This is a genomic window from Alteromonas gracilis (assembly GCF_036870955.2).
GTDB lineage: Bacteria > Pseudomonadota > Gammaproteobacteria > Enterobacterales > Alteromonadaceae > Alteromonas > Alteromonas gracilis_A.
The window spans coordinates 1,354,527-1,375,258 of record NZ_CP145482.2; the positions used below are offsets into that span (position 1 = coordinate 1,354,527).

Genomic DNA, 20,732 nt, shown 5'->3' on the forward strand with positions numbered 1-20,732 from the left:
GCCTTGGGGCGTCATAGTGATTTAATTATGCAGGCTTACATTAATGGTTCAGTGAAAGAACGCGACCATAGCCCAAAAGTCCTTGAACAGCTTGTACAGCTGGGCGTGCTTTGGCGCCCTGAAGCGCAGAGTGAGTTGCGTCTTAAAAGCGCGGTAAGAAGCCTGCTTGAAGGAAGCCTTCAGGACGAGCGAAATCGCACTATCAATGCCAATATTGGTGCGTCACTGGCAAGCCTCAAAACGCTGACAGAACACTATAAAGAAGCGCTCCATTACAATAAGTACAATGAAGCGGCTGCCCATATGGGAGATTTGACCGAACATGTGTATCAGCTGTCTGAGTCGCTTAGTAATAGTGTTCGCGTTATGTTCGGGCGCATTAATAATGAGTTTGGTTATGTGTCTTCTGTAGAAGCGAAGATTCGTGAAAATGAACTGGCACAAGGGCAGGTGACAGACTTGCTTTCTCAACTTGAGTGCTTTCGCTTCGACGAACTTAGTGAACTCGCTGGCTCTAACCGCGAACTACGTCACTTATTAGTGGTTTCGCTACAGCAACGCTTCGCAAAAGCAGCGCAAGAGCTGTCAGTGGTGCAAGCGCGCTTATTGGATTTACTAGGACGGTTCAGAGAGTTTCAAGGTCGCACGCGCTTGTTAAAAGGCTTCTTATTGCATATGGAGCAACAGCCTGATTTCACGCCGGGTAACTATGCGAACTTGACTAATGTTCCCGTTCTGTTTAATCAGTCTGCTAACACCATTGTTAATGCAAGTCCTGACGTGAACAATGTTGAGCACGAAGCTGACTACCAATATATTGTAGCGTCCCTAACCCATGTACATAAGCGTCAAAACAAGCATCAGGACAGCAAACCTGTCGATATTGATGTAACTGAGCAATCCACAGTTTCGCTTGAGAAAGACCCATTGCAAAAAGCCGTTGAGGATTATTTCTGCGATGTGATTGACTCAGGTCAGCCAAAAACAGCGCTAGATTATTTTGAAGAGAAGTCTCTTGATTTCGACCCTGAAGTTTGGATTTATCAAGTTATTGGCGGCTATCAGGCACTTGATGATCAGGACAAACAATTCTTTGCACTTGAGCCTCATGGGAACAATGACAAAATTTACACAGGAAACTTCTTCATCAACGATATTACGCTGGGCTTACGCTAGCGTTAGATAACACGTGTACACATCGCGGTTTGTAAAGCCAGCGGCAGAATATTTCTTCGTTTCTGTTTGCTGGCTTTTCTATTTATAGCATGCACGCTTTTCATTAAACCACTCATTTTTTGCTGTTATCAAAGCTTGGAATAAAGCGAAAAGGACCTATAATATACATACCGTTTACATAAATTTAACAGTGTGAACTTAAACATTCATCGCGGCGTAATACGGGTGTCAATTGAGCGCCTTACATTGCCCAATGTGCGGTGAACATATGAGCTCGCGTTTTTTAAGGCGTTTGCTCATTAGCTTCTGCAGGATGCAGAACATGTTGTGGTACTGCCGCGTACAGTACGAAGAGGAAGAATGTTATGCAATTATCAGATCAGCAAAATTTTAATCAGGCGTTAATAAAACTCTCTGTGCTGTTATATCAAGTAGATGGCATGGTGAGCCTCTCAGAACAGGACTACTTGAGTGATATGGTGGACTCACTAGATTGGCAAAGCCCAATTTGTCCAGAAGCTTTTCTCAACGATACGATTTATCAAACCCGAAAAGCGATTGATACGGGAGACGCACTGACGCTATTGCGTAGCCTAAAAAATGATTTAGCGTTTGACGCAGAGAAAACCCTTGAAGTGGCAATGGCAATTACTGGTGTCGATGGTGAGCGTAGCGAAGCTGAAACCGAACTGTTATCTGTGCTCACACATAAACTGCTAGCCAAAGCGCTTATTTCCGGTAAAGATACCCTCCAGTAATCACTGTCATAAATGGGCAGAATAAAGTTTGAATCTCATTTTATGTGCTAAAAAAACAGCGGCACTGGTTGCCGCGTCTGTTTCCCTTGCTGTGCTTAGTGCTTGTCATTCGTCACACAGCGCGCAATTCGATGCAGGAGAACAAACTTTCCCGCTTAAGGTTGCGCCATATAATGCATATCTCAAACAAGTGGAACGCTATATCGAGAAAAACCGTGTGTTCATTGGGGAAAACACATCTCAAGCGCAAGAAATAGCCATGAATATGCCCTTTGAGTGCGGAACCCAACACACTGAAACGGGCGTGCTTTTAGTACATGGTTTGGGAGATTCGCCTTATTTTTTCGTGATGTCGCAACAGCGTTGTGTTCTGAAGGAATTTATGTGCGAACCATATTACTTCCGGGGCACGGTACTAAACCAGGCGATATGCTGTCAGTGAGTTATGAGCAGTGGCAAACTGAAACCAATTTTCATATTGAGCTGTTTTCTCACGAAGTTAAAAATCTTTATGTTGGGGGCTTCTCCACAGGAGCCAATTTAACGACCATTGCGAGCTTTTTTAGGGACGATATTACTGGCTTAATACATTTCTCTCCGGCCTTTAAATCTCGCTTTTTTGTCTCGCGACTTGCTCCCTATATAGATACGCTTGTGCCGTGGCCAAATGTGGAAGAGGAAGACAACCCTTCACGCTATAACTCAACAGCTATGCCTGGCTTTGCAGCCTACCAAGAAAGCGTTAATCAACTACAAGCATTGTTTAACCGAGACGATGGTCCTAACTCACTTAATATCCCAGTGCTGATGACAGTGGCAGAAAAGGACAGCGTGGTTGATACAGAGAAAGTCGCAGAGCAATTTCGAGACAATTTTACTCATCCGCACAAGTGTTTGTTGTGGCAGGGGAAACAAAGCCAGATGTCTTGCCCAATAGCGTTGTTGTTCAAACAATGCAGCTGCCTGACGCGCATATCAGCGCTGCCTCTCATATGAGTAATCTGTTTTCGTCAACCAACAGTCTGTACGGCACACAAAGCAAATTTCGTATTTGTGACAATGGACAGGGCAGTAATAAAGAGTCGAAATGTAAGGCTGGTGATGAAGTGTGGTATGGTCCCTGGGGGTATAAAGAAAATGACAAGGTACACGCGCGCCTCACGTATAACCCGTATTTTACTAATATGGTAGACAATATTTTGAGCTTTATCGGTAAAACTAAAATAGAAGGGTTTTGCAAGGCTGTTTAGCACGACGTTTGCAAGCAGTCTTTACACATAAAAAAACGCCACGTATTACCGTGGCGTTTTTCGTTTACTGCGAACAGTAAACTAGTTGTGCGCTTGTGCTTCTTCCATCTCACGTTCAAGCCTTGCACTTTCATCTGCTCGAGGCTTGGTAAAACGTGCCAGTGCCAAGTAGAGAACTGGGGTAAGGTAGAGTGTAAAGACTACCGCGATACCCAAGCCACCAAAAACTACCCAACCGATAGCATTGCGTGCTTCAGCGCTAAGCGCCTGTCGACAAGATGAGGGGCAGGCCGCCTAGAATGGTCGATACCAACGTCATCATAATAGGGCGAAGACGTACTTTCCCAGCTTCTACAATAGCGTCATAGATTTCATAGCCTTTGTCGCGAAGCTGATCGGCAAATTCAATCAATAGAATGGCATTTTTAGCGAGCAATCCAATAAGCATGACCAAGCCGATTTGCGAATAGATGTTAATGCTAGTGCCAGTCAAAAATAGCGCATAAACCGCGGCAGCAATACCAAACGGTACGGTGAGCATAACTACCACAGCGCTATTAACACTTTCAAATTGTGCCGCGAGGACCAGCAAAACGATAACAAAAGCTAATATATAGGTAAGCGCAACCTGCCTTGAGGTTTCTTCAAAAGTTTGTGCTTCACCTAGAAAAACTAAACCAATTCCATCAGGAAGTGTGTCTTGAGCCAATAATCTGACCTTGTCTACAACATCTGATAATGGCACATCTTCAGGCAATTCCATTTCCAGCTGTATTGCACGTCTTTGCGCTTGACGCTCCAATTCCGCGGCCACACCCTCTTCAGTAATGAATGCTACGCTTGATAGAGGAACCAAATTTCCGCTATCACTCTTTACGTAAAGGCTAGTGAGATCAGAGGGATTGATAGTGCTGCGATTGTCAGTTTGTAGCATAATTGGAATTGATTGGTCACCCACATTAAGATCTGCAATATCGTCACCGTTTACAGCCGCACGCAGAGTGCTTGCAATGTCATTCAGCGGCACGCCAAGTTCTTCTGCGCGGCGTCTGTCTATGTTCACACGCATTTGAGGCTGTGTCGGATCATAGCTAATACGAGGGCGCCCAAGCTCAGGCAATGTATCTTCTATTTGCTTGGCAAATGCTTGAGAGGCTGCAAAAATATTCTCGTATGTGTTACCCGTCAACGCTATTTCAAGTCCGCCGCCTTGCCCGCGCAAGTTTAGACTGTTGCCACCAAACGCGTTGCCCGGTGCACCAGGAATTTGCTGAAGTTTGGGACGTATCTCGTTGACCACTTCTTGCAGCGACTTGTCGCGCTCGTCCCAATGTTTTAATGGCGCAGTTATAAAAATAATGTTGGGATCCCAGCGACCTACGATGGTGTAAATTGAGTCAATGGTGCCATTGTCGACATAAGGAAGCAGTAATTCCTCCATCTTTTCCGCTTGTCGGTCCATAAAGTTTAAACCTGCGCCATCAGGACCTCTTGCGAAAATTCGGATAGTACCTCTGTCTTCGCTTGGCAGTAATTCATTGTCGATATTTTGAGAAAGAATATATGCGCCGCCACCCGCTGCTAGACTCAATATGCCAACTACCCAACTATATTTTAGCGCCTTCAAAAGTGATGATTGATAAAGGCTAAGACAGGCATTGCCAAAGCGCCCAAAGGTTTTACTAAAAAGCCCGTTTGATTTGGCTTCTTTGACTTTAAGTCTGGCAGTCAGTGCAGGCACTAACGATAGAGCCACAAAAGAGGAAATAACCACGGCACTAAGCTAGGACACCGCCAAACTCTCTGAATAGTCTTCCCGCCGTTGAAGGTAAAAATGCAATAGGTATAAACACTGACGCCAAGACTGCTGTTGTTGCCACTACGGCGAAAAACACTTCTCTTGTACCAACAACAGCAGCTGCGCGAGCGCCTAACCCCATGCCACGACGACGCTGAATGTTTTCAGAAACTACAATAGCGTCATCAACGATCATGCCTGTCGCCAACACTAGAGCGAGTAATGTCAGAATATTTACGGAAAACCCCATAGCCCAGATAATGGCTAGTGCACCAGCAAGTGATACGGGGATTGATAAGGCGGGCACAATTGTGGCGCGCCACGAGCCGATAAATACCAATAACGTCACTACCACTAATGCAATGGTTAAGCTAAGAGACACCACCACTTCTTTCACGGAGTCACGAATAAACTCTGCGTCATCTGAGGTGACGACAATATTCATGTCAGTAAAGCGCTTATCTAAATCAGCAACCATAGCGAGCACTTCATCCGAAATTTCAATGGTGTTAGAGCTCGCTTGGCGAATGACGCCTACGCCAATCACGGGCGTACCGTCTAAACGGACCATGCTTGAGGTATCTGCTGGACCAAAATAGACGCTTGCGACATCATTAATTCTGATGTCACCAACAACAACAATGTTTCCCACATCTTCTGCGTTAACTGACGTCGCGTCGGCGCGAACAATTAGCGCTTGCTCGGCAGATTGAATGCTGCCTGCGGGGACATCAAACGGAGCCAGCGACAGGGCATTAGCAATATCTGTCATCGATAGACCGAAGCTGGTTAATCTAAGCGGGTCGACCGATACGCGTAGTACACGCTCTCGATCGCCATTTAACGTCACATCGGCAACACCTGGAATGCTCAGAAATAAGGGAGCAACGTCGGTATCAACGCGCTCCGTTAATGTTTCCATGTCCAACGTTTCGCTTGATATAGCAAGACTGACCACCGCTTGCGCATCACTGTCTGCACGGATAATGGCAACTTGCTCAACGTCTTCGGGTAGTTGTCGTTGTACGCGGCTTACCGACTCCCTCACTTCATTTGCAGCGTCTTCTAGATTAACACCAGGGCGAAATTCAACGCGCACGCGTGCAGAGTTCTCTTCACTTTGGGCATAAATGTTTTTTACACCGCTCACGCGGGCAACAGCACCCTCTAATAAGTAGGTAACTTCTGCGTCAACAGTTTCAGGTGAGGCGCCAGGAAAATTGGCTGTAACGGTAACGCGCGGCGTATCCACGTCAGGCAGTTCTCGTACTTCTAAGCCACTTAATGCTGCAAGACCTGCAATAGCAATTAGCAGATTGAGTACTACAATAAGAACCGGGCGTCTGATTGATAGTGATGGCAAATCACTGGTTGATGAGGATAGCTGTGGATCACTCACCTTGTGGTCCTCCTGCCAGTTCTGTGGTGATGGCTTGACCCGTTCTTAAGCGCTGAACACCTTCGGCAATTAGCGTGTCGCCTTCCGATATTTCGCCAGATACTAAAATTGTACCTCGGAGTCTCTGGTGAACACTTACATTTACGCGTTGCGCTTTACCTTCTTTGGCTAACCAGATGTATGCTCCTGTAGCTCCCCACAACAGCGCAGCTTCTGGAACTGCAGCGTAGCGATCTCCTTCAATGCTAAGATTGACACGGAAGCTCATCCCAGGGCGAAACGCATCTGAAGAATTATCAAGAATGGCACGAGCACGCAATGTACGGTCTGCTTCATTGATGCGAGAATCAATTTGCGCGATCTCCGCTTTAACTGTCTTTTCTTTGTCGCTCCAAGGCTCTAGCACAACTTGAGGTGCATTCATTAGCACCGAAAGTGCGGCTTCGGGCGCTCTGAAATTAATAAATAGCTTACTGCGATTGTCTAAAGTCGTAATAACCGTTTGTTCGGTGATACGGTCACCCACTTCAACATCGGTAATTCCAACAACACCGTCAAAAGGAGCGATAATATGACGGTCGTCTAAATCGGCTTTTGCTTCTTCTAGCGCAACTTCAGCCAAATCACGTTGAACGCGTGCCAAATCTAACTCGCTGACAGGCACAGCACCCTGTTTATAACTTGAAGCCAAACGTTCAACGGTTCTTTGGGCGTCAGCAAGCGTAAGCTCAGCGCGTTTTACCGCCGTTTGTTGCCGTCTGTCGTCAAGTCGGACAAGCACTTTACCTTTTTCTACCGCTTGACCCGGCACGAAGTTAATTTCAGTTACCTCATCTGAGACAGCGGGGTATAACACGATTGATTGAACAGCTTCTGCACTACCAACGGCCTCAACCTTGCGTGTCTCGTTCATAAACTCAACAGGTTTCGTGACCACAAGTTTGGCCTGCCTATCTCCCATATATTGGGCGTTGGCTAATGGCATCATTAACAACAAAGCACAAAAACTCGTCCATGTTTTTGCAGCGCTTAAAACTGATTTATTCATTTATTAACCCGTAGCGATATTCTATTTTTTACATTTGTTTGAATGAAATTGCTGTGCAAAAAATAATCTTAAAGCAATGTTCATTTGTACCTAATAGCATCGCATGCGGTTCAACTTAGCAGTTGCAGTTCAGCGTATTCCCTATACAAGGTATCGCTTTTCATTAATGACGCGTGAGTACCCATACCTACAACACGACCCTGATCCATCACCAATATACGGTCTGCGTGCTGAACGGTGGCCAAACGATGCGCTATAACGATACTGGTTTTCCCCTCCATTAATTTGTCAATGGCTTGCTGCACCATGCGCTCGCTCATAGCATCAAGTGCGCTGGTGGCCTCATCTAAAAGCAAGATAGGACGATCAGCGAGAATAGCTCGTGCAATCGCAATGCGTTGCTTTTGCCCACCAGAGAGTTTCACGCCGCGCTCTCCTAGTTGCGTTGCGTATCGAGCATCTAAATTATCGATAAACTCGTGAGCGAATGCTTGCTTTGCTGCCTCGATGACATCTTCATCACTCGCTTGAGGTCGGCCGTAGCGAATGTTTTCCATCACTGAACTTGCAAAAACAACGGGTTCTTGTGTCACCACAGCAATATGTTGGCGCAGATGCTCAACAGACATGGTATGAATAGCTATTCCATCAAAGCATATTTGCCCTTGGTTTGGATCATAAAATCTAAGCAGAAGTTGAAATAGCGTTGTTTTCCCAGCTCCACTAGGTCCTACAAGAGCAAGCCTTTCGCCTGCACGTATATCAATCGTTAAGTCATCAAACAGGGGGGAAGTATTTGGATAGGCAAAACGCACGTGTTCTAGTGTTATTCTAGGGGCGCTAGAAACAACCGCATTTAGTGCTTCTATCGATATATTAGGTTTTGTTGTTCTGCTACCGCGTGCATCATTTGTTTCTAAGGTTGTAATAATATGACTTGGCGATGATATATCGGGTTTGGTGTTTAATAACTCAAATAGACGCTCGCTTGCGCCTACGCCGCGCTGAACTTCGCCAATAACTTCACTGATTGTGGCAACGCTGCCCCCAGCCATAACTGCATAAAAAAGAAATGCTGAAAGTTCGCCTACCGTTATAGCGCCGCTAATGACTTGTCGTGCTCCCACCCAAGCAATAAAAATAATGGCTGTCATGCTAATACACATAATGCATCCGATTAGCAGCGAGCGGTAATGAATCCGCTTCTTTGCGACATCCATAGCGGATTCCACATGCTTCGAGAATAGTACTCGCTCATTTTCTTCTGCTGTGTAGGCTTGTACGGTCATGATTTCGTGCAGGCTTTCATCAATGCGTGCGCCTAAATCAGCCACCTTATCTTGGCTCTCTTTAGCAAAACGACGCACTTGTGGTGCCAATACCTTTATCGGCACCAAAACGGCGGGCACCGCTACAATGACACAGAATGTCAAAAGTGGACTTGAAAACCCCATAAGGCTTATTGCACCAACAAAGGTGACCACTGAACGTAGTGTCATTGAAAGACTCATTCCCACAACGGTTTGAATAATCGTCGTGTCGCTTGTAAACCTTGAGATAACTTCACCTGTGCGAAGCTCAGCGAAAAAAGAGGGGGCAAAGACAAAAGGTGTGAATAAACTTGTTTACGAATATCCGCGCTAACGCGCTCGCCAAGCCATGTCATGAGGTAGAAGCGAGCGTAAGTAGCCATGCATGCAATAAATGTCACCACGAGCACCAAGATAGTGGCTTGGTTAAGTGTTTCTGATGCATTGTCTACAAAACCATTGTCAATGGCGTATTTTATACCCTGACCTAATACCAACCAAGACAGCGCTGCCGTAAAAAGTGCAATAACAGCACCGACAACGCGCATGCGGTATTTCATCAAATGCGCGCCAATCCAATGAAACACTTCTTTGGTTGCTACGCTCTTAAGCCCCTTTGTCAAACTAACTCCACTACATTTCTATTTATTCAATGCTGTATGCACTATACGTGACTTGAAGGGGAAGTGGTTTGAATATTCGATGGCTTTGCCAATGTGAGTGATAAGCGTACGGATGCCCCATAAATCGATGGCCTATATTGCTGGTGCACCGCCTTCGAAAATTATCTTAATTTAAAAGCCCTTATTGCGGATAAAAACTTGCAATCAAACCCCATATCCGTATAATTCGGCGGCCTTCTAATTGGCGTCTATTTTTTAGTCGTCAAACGAAGGCTTAAGTTAACGGTAACGCTACAACGAGTTTGAGGCATTTATGGTTACTATTCGTTTACAGCGTGGTGGCGCGAAAAAGCGTCCATTTTATCAACTAGTGGTGGCTGATAGCCGTCGTGCAAGAAACGGTCGTTTCATCGAAAACATCGGTTTCTTCAACCCAACTGCACAAGGTCAAGCGGAACGTCTTCGCATCGACCTAGAGCGTGTTGAATACTGGGTTGGCGTAGGCGCGAGCTTATCAGATCGCGTTTCTAGCTTGGTAAAAGAAGCGAAAAAATCTGCAGCGTAAGCTGTTATTAACTGGTGGTATAGATGAGTCTAGCGTCTGACAAAGTGATTGTTGGCAAGATTGGCGCACCGTACGGTGTTAAAGGTTGGGTCAAAATCAACAGCTATACAGAAACACCAGAAGGTATTTTTGAGTACACGCCTTGGTTTCTTGGCGAAGAAAACGAATACCAAATTGACCAATGGCGACCGCACGGTAAAAGCCTCGTTGCAAAAATTGTGGGCGTTGATAGCCGAGATGATGCCGAGCGCATCAAAAACTTGGATATCAACATAAACGCTTCACAGCTGCCTGATTTAGGCGACGAAGGGGTTTATTGGCGTGAGCTCACCTGCATGAAAGTGGTAACAACGCAAGGTTACGACTTAGGTGTGGTGAAAGAAGTATTTAATACAGGTGCAAATGACGTTATTCACGTTAAAGCGAATGTAGGTGATGCTTTTGGTCAAAAAGAAAGACTAATACCTTTTGTGTTCGACGACGTCGTACAAGAGGTAGATAAAGAAGCGAAGGTCATTAAAGTTGACTGGGACCCGGGGTTTTAAGTGACGCCGGAAAAGTGGTTTGGAGTTGTTAGCCTGTTTCCAGACATGTTTGCCCCATTTACCCAACAGGGTGTGATAGGTCGAGCAGTTAAATCTGGAACATTATCGGTTGATACCTTTAACCCCCGTGACTTTACACATGACCGCCATCGTACAGTAGACGATCGCCCCTATGGAGGCGGCCCCGGTATGCTGATGATGGTTAAACCGCTAACTGACGCAATACAAGCCGCCAAGAAAGTGGGTGGCGAAAACAGTAAGGTGATCTACTTATCACCCCAAGGGAAACCCCTTGACCAAGCAGGCGTTCAGCGCCTTGCTAATATCGACCGCACAATTTTAATTTGTGGTCGATACGAAGGCATCGACGAGCGGGTAATCGAAAGCCATGTTGACGAAGAAGTCTCTATTGGTGATTACGTGTTAAGCGGCGGTGAACTACCAGCAATGGTCCTTATGGACGCGGTTGCTCGACTAGTTCCTGGCGTGCTGGGGCATAAAGCTTCAGCGGTTGAAGATTCTTTCACTGATGGTCTTTTGGATTGTCCGCATTATACGCGGCCCGAAATACTTGATGGTCAAAAGGTACCTGAGGTGTTGTTAAGTGGAGACCATGAAAAAATTAGGCAGTGGCGATTGATGCAATCATTAGGTAGAACCTGGCAGCGTCGCCCTGAATTGTTAAATCACCTAGCTCTGACTGAGGAGCAGCAGCGTTTGCTTGAATTATTCCAAGCGCAACTGCAGCAAGATGACAGTTAACTAGGACGAGAGGATATGATGAGCAAAGTCAGTCAAGATATCATCAAAAAAATCGAAGAAGCACAGCTAAAGACTGATGTTCCTGCGTTTGGTCCAGGTGACACAGTAGTTGTTAAAGTTCGCGTTACCGAAGGTGACAAAGAGCGTCTTCAGGCTTATGAAGGTGTTGTTATCGCTAAACGTAACCGTGGTCTGCACTCGTCTTTTACCGTGCGTAAAATTTCTAGCGGCGAAGGCGTTGAGCGTGTGTTCCAAACACACAGCCCGGCAGTTTCTTCAATTGAAGTTAAACGTCGCGGTGCGGTTCGTCGTGCTAAGCTTTACTATCTACGTGAGCGTTCAGGTAAATCTGCACGTATCAAAGAGAAGCTTAACTAAGATTACTAATCCTTGCGTTATTGTTAACTTCGAAAAAGCCCGCGTTATGCGGGCTTTTTTGTGCCTGCCTGTTAACACGAGTTTGACAATTGTGCAGTCTAGATATAGTTTCATTAGATAGACGGGTCACATCCACAGCGGAAAACTCTTGGCAAAATCATTGTTAATCAATAACTTTGAAATATACTCGGCGGTTGTTAAAACAAGACTCGTATGCGTTAATTTGAAACGCATCATGGCGTTGTTTGTTTTATTGTCGTCAACGGGAAGCGTGTATGCTGACGATAACGAAAGCAACGCAACAACGCGAGTTATTACCGCTTATTCCTATCACCTAAAACCACCTTATATCATTAATGAAAAAGTTGAGTCGGGTTTGTATTTTGATTTGCTAACGCTTTTAAGTGATGACGAAATTCAATATCAACTTGCCTACATGCCCAGAAAAAGAATAAATAAGCTGTTAGAACACGGTGACTTAAACGGCGTCATTATCGGCGTCAGCCCACACTGGTTTTCGGATAGAGGCAGAACCAAGTACTTGTGGACAGTGCCGTTTATCGAAGATAGAGATGAGATTATTTCTCACGCACAGGCTCCGTTTGAGTTTCGTATACATGCATTAACAGACAGAACAATGGCTTAAGCGTGAGAGGGCTATTTTATGTTGGGCTCAATGAGGCCGCCACATCGGGGCGATTAGAACGTTTTGATACTGAGTCGGAAGAACAAATCATCGATATGATCCATCATCAAAGGGTTGATTTTGGGGTGGTAAGTAGAAGCACGCTAGATTTTTTGCGCGACAAAAACAGCTACGTTGACGGTATGCATATCTCTACTATCCCTCATGAAACTTATTTCAGGCACCTCTTAGTGCCGCGAACGCTCGATAAAGTAGAAGCGCACTTAAGTCATAAGTTAGAGAGCGAATTGAAGTCACAAGCGTGGCGAAACGTACTAAATAAGTACTCCTTGACACTAACCGACGTCAGCGGCGCGCACTAGTACAATAAAATACGTTAAACTGTATTTGTGCGCTTTCATTCTGCTAATTGGCTTACTCAACTACCAAAGTAAGTGAATCGATAAGCGGTTTGTTCTCACTTTCAATGATATTAATGATGTGCTTGTGAAGGCGCTTTTTGTGTTCACCGAAAATAGCCCGTTTCTTGTTGAACGTTTTGGCGTAGTTCAATGCGCCTTCCATTAGAGTATCTTGGGTGTCAAAAGACTTCTCTACTACGTGGTCGTGTTCCAGTTCTTTCCCAGAAGCACGCTTGCCTGAAAGTTTCATTTCATTGAAGCGATGATACGGCATTGCCTTTTTAACGAACTCGATCATTCCTGGTAAGAATGGAATACTGAGATCAACCTCAGGGAAACAGAAGAAGCCTTTATCTGCGCGCATAAATCTGAAGTCGCAAGCACAGGCCAAGATCGCTCCATTACCAAACGCGTGGCCATTTATGGCGGCTATAACTGGAATAGGGAAGAGTAACAGCGTTTTAAATACATCATCCATTCCATGCATAAATGCCTTAATTTCATCAAATTTTTTGGCCTTCATCGCGGGCATAAGCCAATCTGTATCGATTCCCAAGCTAAAACATTTTTCATCGTTTGACGTTATGACCAAAGCTTTACAGTTTGCATTGTCTAAAATGCCATTTAATGCATCGAGCATCGCTGATGCAAAAGCCGAATTGTGGCGGTTTTCGCCGTTTTGCATTATCAGAAGTGCCACGTCGCCTTCATAGGTAACTTTTACTGGGTTCATGTTCGTTCTCTTTTTCATTTTTCGGCAATTTTCCTATAAAGTGAAAGCCATGAAAAATTGTCTGTACTTATTTTTACAAATAAGTGCCAAATACGATTTGTTACGTAATTGCATTCTCGATGTCGACATTGACTCGCGTTAATTTTACATCTGATTGAAAAGTGAGCGGTGCCAAGTTAGGTTGACAAATAATCACGTTAATCTCTCTGAATTCTAGGCTAGATTAAAGTATTATTCGTTAATGCTTGCGTTGTCTTTCGTGAGTTGTTAAAAAGTCAACGACGTTAAAGAAATATAGAAAAACTGGTTGTACAATAAAGTTTACATGCAGATTGCATACTCTTTTAACGTTTTATTTTTTGGTTTGCACAGTTAAGAGAGCTCCCATGATTAAGGACACAGTCAACAATGTTCACGTAAGTACGGAAGACGTACTTATCACTCCTGAGGCGTTAAGCGCCGAGTTACTGATTTCCGATAAGGCCTTAGCAGCCATATCAGCATCGCGCCAAATAGTTTCAGATATAATCCATCGTCGCGATCACAGAATGCTAGTGGTTTGTGGCCCTTGTTCAATTCACGATATTGAGGCTGCCAAGGAATATGCGCTTAAACTTAAAGAGCTTCATGAATCATGCAAGGATACGCTGTTCATTGTAATGCGTGTGTATTTTGAAAAACCAAGAACAACAACGGGCTGGAAAGGCCTTATAAATGATCCTCATATCGATGGTAGTTTTGATATTGAAACAGGTTTACGCAAAGCACGTGAACTACTTATTTGGTTAGCAGAACTTGAGCTTCCTGTCGCCACCGAGGCGCTTGACCCCATTAGCCCTCAGTATTTAGCTGAACTTTTCAGCTGGGCCGCGATTGGCGCACGTACGTCGGAGTCGCAAACTCACCGCGAAATGGCAAGTGGACTGTCTATGCTTAGTTGGATTCAAAAACGGAACTGACGGTAGTCTGGATATAGCGATTAACGCACTAAAATCGGCAGCATCTGGCCATCGGTTTATGGGTATAAACAAACAAGGGCAGGTGAGTATTATCGGCACCAGCGGTAACCCAGATGGTCATATTATTCTACGCGGCGGTAAGCAGCCAAACTATGATTCTGTTTGTGTATCCGAGTGTGAGCTAGAATTAGAAGATGCGGGTCTGACCGCAGGCCTTGTCGTTGACTGTAGCCACGCGAACTCTGCGAAAGACTATCGTCGTCAGCCGTTGGTAGCACAAAATGTTGTTAATCAGATCCTCGAAGGTAATCAGTCTATTATAGGCATTATGCTTGAAAGTCATCTTAAGCCGGGTAACCAAAAGTCAGACGGTAAAAAACCGGAGGAACTGGAATACGGTGTATCTATAACTGACGGTTGTATTGATTGGGAAACCACAGAGAACTTAATCGCTCAAACCAGAGATAAGTTAATAACTGTGTTACCCTTACGTCAAAATAAGCGCACGGTGGCATAAGCCTAATTAGGCGTGCCATTTGATCTAAGGACAACAAGAAATGGCAGATTTTTCGCAGCAGCTTTCTGCGCTGCGTGAAGGAATTGACGAGCTGGATACCCAGCTCGTCGAACTATTGGCAAAACGAAACCAAATCACTACTCAAGTAGGGCAATTAAAAGCACAAGCGGGTATGCCCGTTTATGTACCTGAAAGAGAAAAAGCGCTTATTGCGTCAAGACGTGCACAGGCCGAGGCTTTGGGTGTATCTGCAGACTTGACCGAAGATTTGTTGCGTCGTGTGATGCGGGAGTCCTATCATACCCAAAATAATAACTATCGTTGTGTAAAGCCGGACCTTGATAACGTGGTTGTTATTGGCGGCGCAGGGGCGTTAGGTCGTGTGTTTGTTAGCTTGTTTGAACGAAGTAACTATACGGTTTCAGTGGTTGAAAAAGACGACTGGGATAACGGTCGAGCTTATGCGGTATTGAGCTCAGCATCCCTTGTCGTTGTTGCTGTACCCATCAATTTAACCGAGTCGGTGATTGGTAAGCTTACCATGCTGCCAAAAGCGTGTGTGCTTGCCGATATTACAAGTATCAAAGCCAAACCGCTTGATGCCATGTTAGCTGTGCACGAAGGGCCTGTGGTTGGCCTTCACCCGATGTTTGGACCCGATGCGCCTGGAATGATAAAACAAGTGGTAGTGGTGTGTGACGGAAGACGTAGCGAGCAATATGCGTGGCTTATTGAACAAATGCGAATTTGGGGCGCTACTATTCACGATTCAACCGCCAAAGAGCACGATCAAGCGATGGCCTATATTCAGGTAATGCGACACTTCAATACCTTTGTTTATGGGCAACACTTAAAAGGCGAAAACCCCGACCTCGAGTCATTAACCATGTTTAGCTCGCCAATTTATCGTTTAGAACTTGCTATGGTAGGGCGCCTTTTTGCACAGTCACCACAACTGTACGCAGATATAATTTTTAATAACCCTGATAATTTTGCTTTGTTGAGACGTTTTCATGAACGGTTTGGCTTAGCTCTGACACTACTTGAAGAAGGCAACAAGAAAGGCTTTGTCGAGCAGTTTATGAAGGTTGGAGCTTGGTTTGGCGATTATGCTAAGAAGTGCCTTGTCGACAGCAAACAGATGTTGCTAAAAGCCGACGATGGGCAACTTCTTCGCGATAAATAAATATCAAAGTGGGGCACTAATTGGCCCCGCTTAATTGGTAAACTGCCTTAACCCTTCCTGCGTCGCCAATGCTAAGTATTGCGCTTCTTTAGCTTCGTCATTGGTCACGACCATCTGAGATTGGATGTTGTCGCTGAGCGAAGTGATGTGCTCGACCTTGTCTGTTGTTTGTTCGTGTTGTTCTTTCAAAGCATTAACAGAAGAAAGGATAACGGCAAACGCTTCAATGTTGTGTTGAAAGTCCGTCATCATCTGATCAAATAATGTCATAGTGGCATCTATATTGACTTTCATGGTGTCCGAAGCGTCAATAAGCTTCGTTGACTCCTGCTGTGTTTCACCCACAAGGCTTTCCATATCGTTCAAAAAATGGCTAATCTTTTGTGTTGCATCGGCCACTTTAGCAGAGAGTGTTCTGACTTCGTCTGCTACTACAGCAAAACCTCTACCTGCTTCACCCGCTCTAGCCGCTTCGATTGCTGCATTTAGTGCCAATAGATTGGTTTGGTCGGCAAACTCTTCGACCATTTTAAGAATACTTCTAACGTTGTCTGCATTGTCTTGCAGGCCTTTCACCGTTGCTGAGAATTGTTGAAGCAATGTTGTAATTTTTTCTATTTGTTGATGAGAGAGCTCCAGGTTACTGTTGGCGTTTTTAGCACTGGATAGGTTTTGTTGGTTTGTCGTGCTCACCTGGTGCGCTGAGCTGACAATATCATCTATTTTGTGACTCACCGTGTGCGTGGATGTATTGATGTCGTGGCTGAGTGTTTTTTGCCTATCGACCTGCTGATTGACTTCTACGATCGCCGTTGCCATAACATCATTTGCACTTGCTGCCTTTTGCGCATCTTGATTAATCTTGTTGATAAGTTGCCCTAAATTTTCGGCAAACAAGTTATAGGCTTGGGATACATCTCTGAACTCATCTCGGGTGAAAGCCGGTAAGCGGGTCGTAAGGTTTCCCTGCGTATGATTGATATTGTTCAGCGTGTCTAGCAGCGAACGAACAGGCCTAACAATAAGATAGTGTAAATAGAAAATAGTAAACGCAAAACTGAACGCGCCCAAAACAGATAAGGTAACCATTGCTGAGAACAGTGAAGCGCGCTCATCCGATGGCGCAGCGGCTACCTGATAAAATAGATAGAAATTTGCCACCTGAAATAAAAACAAAAACGTAATGTTCCCGACAATTTTCCGTGTAAGGGTGTAAAAGAAAGTCCGTTCTATCACATCATAAATTTGCCAAAACGCCTGCATAACAACATACACCTATTGATTGGTAAACTACTCTCCGAATCTAGTGTAGTACACAATGAAATGCTAAAGCTTTGCGCTAAATCATAAATTGTGCGTTTTGAGGGAATGATGCTGTTTGAAGCCCTAATTCAGGAGAAAAGAATCATGTAGATGAGGAATGGCGAACCGTGGAGGTTGCTTCGCATAAAAAACTGCCCCAACATGAATGGGGCAGGGGCATTTCTTTTACCTAAAATTGCTATTGTGCCAGCGCACTGGCGGCTGCCACCTTAGTCGGGCTAATTTCTTCACTAGGATAGCACCCGAGCACTTTGATATAGCGCGTAATACTGCGCAAAGACTCAAATGCTTTTTGAACCGGACCGTCTTCTACATTGCCTTCAACGTCAATGTAAAACATCTCTTCCCACGGATTACCCGGTATAGGGCGAGACTCGAGCTTGGTCATATTGATACTGTTGTCTTTTAGTACGAGCAAGGCTTCTACAAGCGCCCCTGGCTTTTGAACGGTAGACATCACAAGTGTTGTTTTTGCGGGAACCTGTAGCGGCACAACAACAGGGTTTCTAGCGACAACAATAAATCGACTGTGGTTCTCTTTCTGGTTAGCCAAATTGCTTTTTATAGCCATCAAACCATAAAGGTTGCCGCCAGCTTCACTACCGATGGCCGCGACGTCATCTCGTTCAAGTTCACTTACGGTCAACATTGCAGAAGATGTGCTGTCCATGGTTTTAACTTCAACATTGCCAAGCTCCGCTAAAAAGTGGCTGCACTGGGTGAAAACTTGCGGGTGGGCATACAGGGTTTTGATTTTATCAATACTGGTATTGGTTCCAACCAACAATGTGTGTCTAATTGGATGGGTTAGCTCACCTATAATACTCAACTGTGTATGCTGCAGTTGGTCGTATACCTCATTGATACTACCTGACGTAGTATTCTCAATAGGAAGCACGGCATAGTCCGCTTCTGTGTTTTCAACTTTATGAATGATCTCAGCAAAACTCTGACAGCCAATTTCAAGTAGCTCACCGGGGCGGCGAGAGAAATACTTTTGTGTAGCTAAGTAAGAATACGATCCTTTGTCACCTAAAAAGGCGACGCGATTGAGTGGTAACGAACTACCAGGGTTGGCTCTTTCCGCAAGCATGGCTTGTTGGTTCAATACAGAATCTTCGATAATTACGTGAAAGATTTGAGTTACATAATGGGGGTCAAGACCGATGCTCTGACCTTCCTTTATCAATCGCACGAGAAGTTGTTCTTCACGTTTTTGATCGCGCACTGGAATGTGGTGCTTAATTTTGGTTTCAGCCACTTCATTGGTGAGCTTTCTGCGCTCGGCAAGCAAGGTGAGTAACTCACTGTCAAGCGAAGTAATGCGCTCTCTTACAGTATCTAGTGCGTTGTCTGACATGATTTTCCCATTAATAATAGCTAAAAAAAACCTCCCAGTTGGGAGGTTTTTATGCATGCAACTGCGCCTCCCTAGTAAAAGGATGTAAACGCAAAAAAGAAAAGTGATGCATACAATGTATTCTGTTTCATGGTACTGAATGTATGTTGAACAGGTTTGTGTGTCAACTGATTTTTACAAAACCTGGTATGCTTTTTTAAAGCTGTGCTTGATAGTATGCATAAATTGGTATAGCCAAAAAAAGGCAGCTTTCATGCTGCCTTTCTGAATACGCAATAGGAGGCGCAATAAAGAGAAAACGCGTTACATTCGTCGAACGCTGATTTTCTGGTGCTTAATTGCCTAATAGTGCAGACAACATTTGGCGCACTTCAGTTGGCTCAAACGGTTTATCGCATAGTGCATTTACACCTGTCTGCTGAATGTTGGCCATGTGTGCACTCTCCGCAGACTCAGACGTTACCATGATAATTGGAATGTGTGTGGTCTCTGGGTTAAAGCGAATGAACTCCGACAACTCCCTGCCGTCCATTTCTGGCATGTTGTAATCGGTAACAACCAAATCGAATGGCTCGTCTTTAATAAAAGTCAGGGCCATTGCACCGTTTTCGGCTTCTTTGATTTTTTTCAACCCCATCCCTTCAAGAACTCGGCGAATGTGATTACGAGCTAGCTTACTATCATCGACAAGAAGCACTCTCACTTCCTGAACGTCAAAGAGTTCAAGGTCGAGTTCATCGTGATTAATCAAATCTAAGCTTGCGTTCAATGCGCGAGATAGATGAAGCGGTTCAAAGGGTTTTGGTAGAATTGCTGCAACGCCAGCTTGTTTAAACTCTTCTAGTTTGCTGATGCGATTTTCACTAGACACCAACATAAACGGGATGGTCTTAAACTCATCGTCTTCTTTAATGAATTTGAGCAGTTCGATAGCGGTACCGTCTTCGTAATACATCGCGCTGACGATAAGGTCTGCACCATGTGCTTTAACGGCTGAACGCGCTTCGGAAAGGGTACTGACAGGGTCAATTTCCTTCACGTTTTCTTTAAGAAGTAGAGTGGTAATAATCTTCCTTTGTGTATCAGAAGGTTCTACCAAAATAATATGTAAATCAGAAATTGACAGCTTTTCCATTTCAGACTCTTTTTGTATTTGTTTATGAAAATGTCAGGAGCAGTTAGCCCCCAGCAAGCTTTACCTTATAGCCTTTATCGGTAAGAAGTACACGAAGCTTTTCTCTATCATCCGTTTGTACTTCTATAATGCCGTCTTTGACAGCACCACCACATCCGCACTTTTTCTTTAATTCAGTGCCCAGCTTCTTAAGCGCGTCCGGCGCTAAATCCAAGCCCTTTATTAATGAAACGCCTTTCCCTTTTCGCCCTTTCGTTTCCCTGTGGATCCTGACGATACCATCAGACGATACCGAGCGTGTCGCTTCTTTGGCTTCAGGCTTGATTTTGCCGCCATCGGTACTGTACACCAAAAGGGCTTCTTGCCAATCTTGCATGGATACCTCAAATCATTGGATTTTGCCACCATAGCTAAGCATCAGTTTTTGCAATTAAAAACTTTAAACCTTTAACGATGGCGTTGTAAAAAAGTTCGGCTACTATAAAGAATAGCAAAACTGAAAGCTTGAGACGAAGCATTCTGCTTATTTAATTTAAAAGGAGTGACAATGGAAATTACGGCAAGCTACCGAAACCAAGGAAAAATGCTAACAATTGATGTGGGAACTAAATTTGATTTCAGTAGAGTAGAAGACTTTCGCAATGCGTACGCTGATTTAAATCCAGATGTAGAGCATATTGCGGTTGATCTATCTAGAACCGACTACATGGATAGTTCAGCGCTTGGTATGTTGCTAAATATGCAAAAAGCCCTTTCTGAAAGAAAGCTTACGTACAGTATCGATAATGCTCGCCCACAGGTGGCGAAAATTTTAAAGATTTCTAGATTTGATAAAAAATTCGAGATCAGATAATCACGTC

Annotated in this window: 18 protein-coding genes and 3 pseudogenes; 13 read left to right on the forward strand and 8 right to left on the reverse strand. The window is 44.5% G+C overall.

The genetic code is table 11. The annotated features are described in order from the left end of the window. Nucleotides 1-27: 27 nt before the first annotated feature. The 4 genes from V6N89_RS06455 (at nucleotide 28) to V6N89_RS06470 (ending at nucleotide 2,930) form a co-directional block, all read left to right on the forward strand. On the forward strand, nucleotides 28-1,176 hold the full coding sequence (locus tag V6N89_RS06455; RefSeq protein ID WP_346993557.1) for a phosphoenolpyruvate carboxylase: 1,149 nt from the start codon (nucleotides 28-30) through the stop codon (nucleotides 1,174-1,176). A 365-nt stretch (nucleotides 1,177-1,541) separates the two neighbouring features. Beyond that, nucleotides 1,542-1,934: a TerB family tellurite resistance protein gene (locus V6N89_RS06460; RefSeq protein WP_338516869.1), complete on the forward strand. Its 393-nt coding sequence runs from the start codon at nucleotides 1,542-1,544 to the stop codon at nucleotides 1,932-1,934. Nucleotides 1,935-1,962: 28 nt separating this feature from the next. Then, on the forward strand, nucleotides 1,963-2,376 hold the full coding sequence (locus tag V6N89_RS06465) for a hypothetical protein (RefSeq protein WP_338516870.1): 414 nt from the start codon (nucleotides 1,963-1,965) through the stop codon (nucleotides 2,374-2,376). Then, nucleotides 2,319-2,930, forward strand: a complete 612-nt coding sequence (locus V6N89_RS06470; RefSeq protein ID WP_346993558.1) for an alpha/beta hydrolase — start codon at nucleotides 2,319-2,321, stop codon at nucleotides 2,928-2,930. Before V6N89_RS06465 ends, V6N89_RS06470 begins: the two co-directional genes overlap by 58 nt. Before the next feature lie 335 nt (nucleotides 2,931-3,265). Here the strand turns inward: V6N89_RS06470 and V6N89_RS06475 are convergent. The 3 genes and pseudogenes from V6N89_RS06475 to V6N89_RS06485 form a co-directional block, all read right to left on the reverse strand. Then, nucleotides 3,266-6,381 (reverse strand): annotated as a pseudogene (locus V6N89_RS06475) (efflux RND transporter permease subunit). Continuing rightward, nucleotides 6,374-7,429 carry an efflux RND transporter periplasmic adaptor subunit gene (locus V6N89_RS06480; RefSeq protein WP_338516872.1) on the reverse strand — a complete coding sequence of 352 codons (1,056 nt, stop codon included), beginning with the start codon at nucleotides 7,427-7,429 and terminating at the stop codon, nucleotides 6,374-6,376. The pseudogene V6N89_RS06475 and the gene V6N89_RS06480 overlap by 8 nt, the downstream one beginning before the upstream one ends. 110 nt (nucleotides 7,430-7,539) lie before the next feature. Next, a pseudogene (locus V6N89_RS06485) lies at nucleotides 7,540-9,362 on the reverse strand (ABC transporter transmembrane domain-containing protein). A gap of 313 nt (nucleotides 9,363-9,675) precedes the next feature. Here V6N89_RS06485 and rpsP point away from each other — a divergent pair. The 6 genes from rpsP (at nucleotide 9,676) to V6N89_RS06515 (ending at nucleotide 12,620) form a co-directional block, all read left to right on the forward strand. Then, entirely contained in the window at nucleotides 9,676-9,927 is a 252-nt protein-coding gene (rpsP, locus tag V6N89_RS06490) for a 30S ribosomal protein S16 (protein ID WP_131095552.1), read from the forward strand. 23 nt (nucleotides 9,928-9,950) lie between these two features. Then, nucleotides 9,951-10,472: a ribosome maturation factor RimM gene (gene rimM / locus V6N89_RS06495; RefSeq protein ID WP_346993559.1), complete on the forward strand. Its 522-nt coding sequence runs from the start codon at nucleotides 9,951-9,953 to the stop codon at nucleotides 10,470-10,472. Continuing rightward, entirely contained in the window at nucleotides 10,473-11,234 is a 762-nt protein-coding gene (gene trmD, locus V6N89_RS06500; RefSeq protein WP_159623113.1) for a tRNA (guanosine(37)-N1)-methyltransferase TrmD, read from the forward strand. An 18-nt stretch (nucleotides 11,235-11,252) separates the two neighbouring features. Then, nucleotides 11,253-11,612, forward strand: coding sequence for a 50S ribosomal protein L19 (rplS, locus tag V6N89_RS06505; RefSeq protein ID WP_024015986.1), 360 nt, complete (start codon nucleotides 11,253-11,255; stop codon nucleotides 11,610-11,612). 235 nt (nucleotides 11,613-11,847) lie between these two features. After that, a complete protein-coding gene (locus tag V6N89_RS06510; protein ID WP_338516874.1) occupies nucleotides 11,848-12,258 on the forward strand; it encodes a hypothetical protein in 411 nt (136 codons plus the stop codon). 2 nt (nucleotides 12,259-12,260) lie between these two features. Next, nucleotides 12,261-12,620 carry a hypothetical protein gene (locus V6N89_RS06515; protein ID WP_338516875.1) on the forward strand — a complete coding sequence of 120 codons (360 nt, stop codon included), beginning with the start codon at nucleotides 12,261-12,263 and terminating at the stop codon, nucleotides 12,618-12,620. Nucleotides 12,621-12,672: 52 nt separating this feature from the next. On the opposite strand, the gene V6N89_RS06520 is transcribed toward V6N89_RS06515, so the two are convergent. Then, nucleotides 12,673-13,410 carry an enoyl-CoA hydratase/isomerase family protein gene (locus V6N89_RS06520; RefSeq protein WP_346993560.1) on the reverse strand — a complete coding sequence of 246 codons (738 nt, stop codon included), beginning with the start codon at nucleotides 13,408-13,410 and terminating at the stop codon, nucleotides 12,673-12,675. Nucleotides 13,411-13,778: 368 nt separating this feature from the next. Here V6N89_RS06520 and V6N89_RS06525 point away from each other — a divergent pair. Beyond that, nucleotides 13,779-14,868: pseudogene (locus tag V6N89_RS06525) on the forward strand (3-deoxy-7-phosphoheptulonate synthase). A 40-nt stretch (nucleotides 14,869-14,908) separates the two neighbouring features. Beyond that, nucleotides 14,909-16,054, forward strand: a complete 1,146-nt coding sequence (gene tyrA / locus V6N89_RS06530; protein ID WP_338516878.1) for a bifunctional chorismate mutase/prephenate dehydrogenase — start codon at nucleotides 14,909-14,911, stop codon at nucleotides 16,052-16,054. Between the two features lie 30 nt (nucleotides 16,055-16,084). On the opposite strand, the gene V6N89_RS06535 is transcribed toward tyrA, so the two are convergent. From V6N89_RS06535 to yciH, 4 genes are all read right to left on the reverse strand, one after another. After that, complete coding sequence (locus tag V6N89_RS06535; RefSeq protein ID WP_346993561.1) at nucleotides 16,085-17,317, reverse strand: methyl-accepting chemotaxis protein; 1,233 nt, start codon at nucleotides 17,315-17,317, stop codon at nucleotides 16,085-16,087. 238 nt (nucleotides 17,318-17,555) lie between these two features. After that, on the reverse strand, nucleotides 17,556-18,794 hold the full coding sequence (gene pheA / locus V6N89_RS06540) for a prephenate dehydratase (protein WP_431189771.1): 1,239 nt from the start codon (nucleotides 18,792-18,794) through the stop codon (nucleotides 17,556-17,558). 277 nt (nucleotides 18,795-19,071) lie between these two features. Then, the gene (locus V6N89_RS06545) at nucleotides 19,072-19,872 is read right to left on the reverse strand and encodes a response regulator (RefSeq protein ID WP_338516881.1); all 801 of its coding nucleotides are present in this window, start codon (nucleotides 19,870-19,872) and stop codon (nucleotides 19,072-19,074) included. Between the two features lie 43 nt (nucleotides 19,873-19,915). Further along, nucleotides 19,916-20,248: a stress response translation initiation inhibitor YciH gene (gene yciH, locus V6N89_RS06550; RefSeq protein ID WP_338516882.1), complete on the reverse strand. Its 333-nt coding sequence runs from the start codon at nucleotides 20,246-20,248 to the stop codon at nucleotides 19,916-19,918. A 171-nt stretch (nucleotides 20,249-20,419) separates the two neighbouring features. Here yciH and V6N89_RS06555 point away from each other — a divergent pair, with 171 nt between their 5' ends. Further along, a complete protein-coding gene (locus V6N89_RS06555) occupies nucleotides 20,420-20,725 on the forward strand; it encodes an STAS domain-containing protein (protein ID WP_338516883.1) in 306 nt (101 codons plus the stop codon). Nucleotides 20,726-20,732 lie beyond the last annotated feature (7 nt).

Bases quoted from the DNA above. Each gene is read 5' to 3' on its own strand.
- V6N89_RS06510 (WP_338516874.1), top strand. From the start codon at position 11,848: ATGGCGTTGTTTGTTTTATTGTCGTCAACGGGAAGCGTGTATGCTGAC.
- V6N89_RS06535 (WP_346993561.1), bottom strand. From the start codon at position 17,317: ATGCAGGCGTTTTGGCAAATTTATGATGTGATAGAACGGACTTTCTTT.
- rplS (WP_024015986.1), top strand. From the start codon at position 11,253: ATGAGCAAAGTCAGTCAAGATATCATCAAAAAAATCGAAGAAGCACAG.
- V6N89_RS06460 (WP_338516869.1), top strand. From the start codon at position 1,542: ATGCAATTATCAGATCAGCAAAATTTTAATCAGGCGTTAATAAAACTC.
- V6N89_RS06480 (WP_338516872.1), bottom strand. From the start codon at position 7,429: ATGAATAAATCAGTTTTAAGCGCTGCAAAAACATGGACGAGTTTTTGT.
- V6N89_RS06455 (WP_346993557.1), top strand. From the start codon at position 28: ATGCAGGCTTACATTAATGGTTCAGTGAAAGAACGCGACCATAGCCCA.
- rimM (WP_346993559.1), top strand. From the start codon at position 9,951: ATGAGTCTAGCGTCTGACAAAGTGATTGTTGGCAAGATTGGCGCACCG.
- pheA (WP_431189771.1), bottom strand. From the start codon at position 18,794: ATGCATAAAAACCTCCCAACTGGGAGGTTTTTTTTAGCTATTATTAAT.
- rpsP (WP_131095552.1), top strand. From the start codon at position 9,676: ATGGTTACTATTCGTTTACAGCGTGGTGGCGCGAAAAAGCGTCCATTT.
- V6N89_RS06545 (WP_338516881.1), bottom strand. From the start codon at position 19,872: ATGGAAAAGCTGTCAATTTCTGATTTACATATTATTTTGGTAGAACCT.
- tyrA (WP_338516878.1), top strand. From the start codon at position 14,909: ATGGCAGATTTTTCGCAGCAGCTTTCTGCGCTGCGTGAAGGAATTGAC.
- V6N89_RS06520 (WP_346993560.1), bottom strand. From the start codon at position 13,410: ATGAAAAAGAGAACGAACATGAACCCAGTAAAAGTTACCTATGAAGGC.
- yciH (WP_338516882.1), bottom strand. From the start codon at position 20,248: ATGCAAGATTGGCAAGAAGCCCTTTTGGTGTACAGTACCGATGGCGGC.
- V6N89_RS06555 (WP_338516883.1), top strand. From the start codon at position 20,420: ATGGAAATTACGGCAAGCTACCGAAACCAAGGAAAAATGCTAACAATT.